This window comes from Amycolatopsis rhizosphaerae (genome assembly GCF_007713715.1).
Taxonomy (GTDB): domain Bacteria; phylum Actinomycetota; class Actinomycetes; order Mycobacteriales; family Pseudonocardiaceae; genus Amycolatopsis_E; species Amycolatopsis_E rhizosphaerae.
On record NZ_VJWX01000654.1, the window covers coordinates 1 to 3382 of the forward strand.

Sequence of the window (3382 nt, forward strand, 5' to 3'; positions counted from 1 at the left end):
CCCGCACACTCACCCAATGGAGCAACACGAAATGACCGTGCACTTCATCGGCGCCGGCCCCGGTGCCGCCGACCTGATCACCGTGCGCGGGCGGGACCTGCTCGCCCGCTGCCCGGTGTGCCTGTACCCGGGCAGCCTCACCCCGCCCGACCTGCTGGCGCACTGCCCGCCGGGGGCCCGGCTGGTCGACACCGCGGACCTCACCCTGGAGGAGATCACCGCCGAGCTGGTCGCGGCGCATCAGGCGGGGCACGAGGTGGCGCGGCTGTGCTCGGGCGACCCGTCGATCTACAGCGCCGTCGCCGAGCAGATGCGCCGCCTCGACGCGGCGGGCGTGCCCTACGACGTGGTGCCCGGTGTCCCGGCCTTCGCGGCGGCGGCCGCCACGCTCGGCCGTGAACTGACCGTGCCGACCGTCGGGCAGAGCCTGGTCATCACGCGCGTGCAGGCGCGTTCCACCGCGATGCCGCCCGGCGAGACCCTGGCGACCTTCGCCGCCAGCGGCACCACGCTCGCCGTGCACCTGGCGATCAACCGCATCGAGCAGGTCGTCTCCGAACTCGTCCCGCACTACGGTGCCGACTGCCCCGCCGCCGTCGTCGCCCGCGCCAGCCAGCCGGAACAGCAGGTGCTGCGCGGCACCCTCGGCGGCCTCGCCGAGCAGGTCCGGACCGCCGGGATCACCCGCGCCGCGGTGATCTTCGTGGGCCCCGTGCTCGCCGCGGAAACCTTCCCGGACAGCTTCCTCTACTCGGCCTCCCGCGCCCGGCACCCCTGACCCCACACGGCGGCGCGGGGTCTTATCCGGCGCGGCCGACGATGGTGCCGGCGCGGTCGACGACCACGACGTCCACCTCGATCGGGGCGCCGGCGAGCACCTCGGCCGCCACCGCGCGGGCGCGCTCGGCGACCAGGTCGCCGAGGGGCACCCCGGCGGCCTGGGCCAGTTCCAGGGCGTGCAGTGCCGTGTTCGCCGACGCGATCGAGGAGGCGAGCGGCTCCGGGACGAGCGAGGCCAGCAGGCGCAGGTCCACTTGCGACCGTTGCGAATGCAGGTCGAGATGCCCCGCCGCGAGCTTCGAGAACTTCGCGAACCCGCCGCCGAGGGTCAGCCGGGGCACCGGATGCCGCTTCAGGTACTTCAGCACCGCCCCGGCGAAGTCGCCCATGTCGAGCAGGGCGGTTTCCGGCAGTCCGTACAGCTCGGCGACGACGTGTTCCGAGGTGCTGCCGGTCGCGCCCGCGACGTGCCGGTGGCCGAGTGCGCGCGCCACGTCCACCCCGCGCCGGATGCTGTCGATCCACGCCGAACACGAATACGGCACGACCACGCCCGTGGTGCCCAGGATGGACAGTCCGCCGACGATCCCGAGCCGCGGGTTCCAGGTCTGCCGGGCGATCTCCTCGCCGTCCGGAATGGAGATCTCCACCACGACGTCACCGGTGCCGCCGTGCTCAGCGGCGACCCGCCGCACCGCCTCGGTCATCAGCCGCCGCGGCACCGGGTTGATCGCGGGCTCCCCGACGGCCAGTGGCAGGCCCGGCAGCGTCACCGTGCCCACGCCCTCACCGGCCCGGAAGGTGACCCCGCTGCCGGGTTCGCCCGGCGACACGGTGGCGAGGACGAGCGCGCCGTGCGTGACGTCGGGATCGTCCCCGGCGTCCTTGATCACCCCGGCGGTCGCCCTGCCCGGTTCGAGGCGTTCCGTCGCCAGCGCGAAGCTCGGGCGGCGGTCCTTGGGGAGCAGCACCTCGACGGGATCGGGGAACTCCCCGGTGAGCAGCGCCGTGTACGCGGCCGTCGTCGCCGCCGTCGCACATGCCCCCGTCGTCCACCCGTACCGCACAACGAGCGAGTATGGCCGGTGTGCGAACCGTTCTCGTGCTCGGAGGTACCGCGGAGGCCCGCGCGCTGGCCGCCGGGCTGCTCGAGCGTGGCGTTTTTGTGGTGTCTTCGCTGGCCGGACGCGTGGCGAACCCGAAACTGCCGGCCGGTGAGGTCCGGATCGGCGGCTTCGGCGGCCCGGACGGGCTCGCCGCATGGCTCACCGGCCACGACGTCGCGGCCGTGGTCGACGCCACCCATCCCTTCGCCGAGCGGATCGGCGCCTCGGCGGCCGCCGCCACGCGGACGGCGGGCGTGCCGCTGCTGCGGCTCCAGCGCCCCGGCTGGCGGCAGGGACCGGGCGACGACTGGCACTGGGTGGATTCGCTGGACGAGGCCGCGACCCTGGTCGAAGGGCTGGGCGAGCGCGTGTTCCTCACCAGCGGACGGCAGGGCCTGTCCGCCTTCGCCCGCTGCACCCGGCAGTGGTTCCTCGCGCGCTGCGTCGACCCACCCGCCCCTCCGCTGCCCCCGAAGATCGAGATCCTGCTCGACCGTGGCCCTTATCACGTGGCCGGGGAGAGCGCACTGATCCGCGATCACCGGATCGACGTACTGGTCACCAAGGACAGCGGCGGCACGATGACCACCGCGAAACTGGTCGCGGCGCGCGAATGCGGCATACCGGTGGTGGTGGTCCGCAGGCCGCGGCGGCCCGACACGCCCACCGTGGAGGACGTGCCTTCGGCTCTGGAATGGGTATCGGCGATGCTGGGCGCATGACCGATGCCTTCTACGACGTCCTCATGCGGCGCCGGGACGTGCGCGCCGAGTTCACCGGCGCCCCCATCCCCGGCGACGTCCTGAACCGCGTGCTGACCGCCGCGCACGCCGCGCCGAGCGTCGGCCTGACCCAGCCGTGGGACTTCGTGCTGGTCTCGGACCACGACACCCGCTCCGCCTTCCGTGAGCACGTGCTGGCCGAGCGGGAGGTGTTCGCCCGGTCGCTGGCGGACGAGCGGAACGAAACCTTCGCCCGCATCAAGATCGAAGGCATTCTCGAGTCGAGCCTCGGCATCGTCGTCACCTACGACCCGGAGCGCGGCTCACCCGCCGTGCTCGGCAGGCACGCCATCGCCGACGCCGGGCTGTACTCGGTCTGCCTGGCCATCCAGAACCTGTGGCTGGCGGCGACCGCGGAGGACCTGGGCGTGGGCTGGGTGAGCTTCTACCGCGAGGAGTTCCTGGCCCGGCTCGTCGGCCTGCCCGAAGGTGTCCGCCCGGTCGCCTGGCTGTGCGTCGGCCCGGTGACCCGGCTGCAGGAGACCCCGGATCTGGAGCGCCACGGCTGGCGCCGCCGCCGTCCCCTGTCCGCGGCGACCCATCTCGAACGCTTCGGCGAACTGAACACCGCTTCGAGGTGACCCGCACGGCGGTGCCGTGGCGGTGCCGTGCGGAGGCTCACAGCGCGCGGCTCCGCCGCTTGGGCGCGCGAACTAGCAGCCGTGCATAATCCGTGACCGAAAGACCCCACCCAGCCCCGACTCACCCACGGGA

General features: G+C 73.4%; 4 protein-coding genes. 3 read left to right on the top strand and 1 reads right to left on the bottom strand.

Features of this window, described 5'->3' with window-relative positions; translation table 11 throughout:
• The first annotated feature begins 31 nt into the window (after nt 1–31).
• Complete coding sequence (gene cobM, locus FNH05_RS34950) at nt 32–778, top strand: precorrin-4 C(11)-methyltransferase (RefSeq protein WP_144593128.1); 747 nt, start codon at nt 32–34, stop codon at nt 776–778.
• A gap of 22 nt (nt 779–800) precedes the next feature.
• Here cobM and FNH05_RS34955 read toward each other — a convergent pair whose 3' ends face one another.
• Nucleotides 801–1847 carry a cobalt-precorrin-5B (C(1))-methyltransferase gene (locus FNH05_RS34955; RefSeq protein WP_144593126.1) on the bottom strand — a complete coding sequence of 349 codons (1047 nt, stop codon included), beginning with the start codon at nt 1845–1847 and terminating at the stop codon, nt 801–803.
• Between the two features lie 11 nt (nt 1848–1858).
• On the opposite strand from FNH05_RS34955, the gene FNH05_RS34960 reads away from it, so the two are divergent.
• Complete coding sequence (locus tag FNH05_RS34960) at nt 1859–2608, top strand: cobalt-precorrin-6A reductase (protein ID WP_186382895.1); 750 nt, start codon at nt 1859–1861, stop codon at nt 2606–2608.
• On the top strand, nt 2605–3249 hold the full coding sequence (gene bluB, locus FNH05_RS34965) for a 5,6-dimethylbenzimidazole synthase (protein WP_144593127.1): 645 nt from the start codon (nt 2605–2607) through the stop codon (nt 3247–3249). Before FNH05_RS34960 ends, bluB begins: the two co-directional genes overlap by 4 nt.
• The last annotated feature ends 133 nt before the right edge of the window (nt 3250–3382 follow it).

Coding starts and splice junctions, on each gene's coding strand:
- cobM (WP_144593128.1), top strand. CDS start 32: ATGACCGTGCACTTCATCGGCGCCGGCCCCGGTGCCGCCGACCTGATC.
- FNH05_RS34960 (WP_186382895.1), top strand. CDS start 1,859: ATGGCCGGTGTGCGAACCGTTCTCGTGCTCGGAGGTACCGCGGAGGCC.
- bluB (WP_144593127.1), top strand. CDS start 2,605: ATGACCGATGCCTTCTACGACGTCCTCATGCGGCGCCGGGACGTGCGC.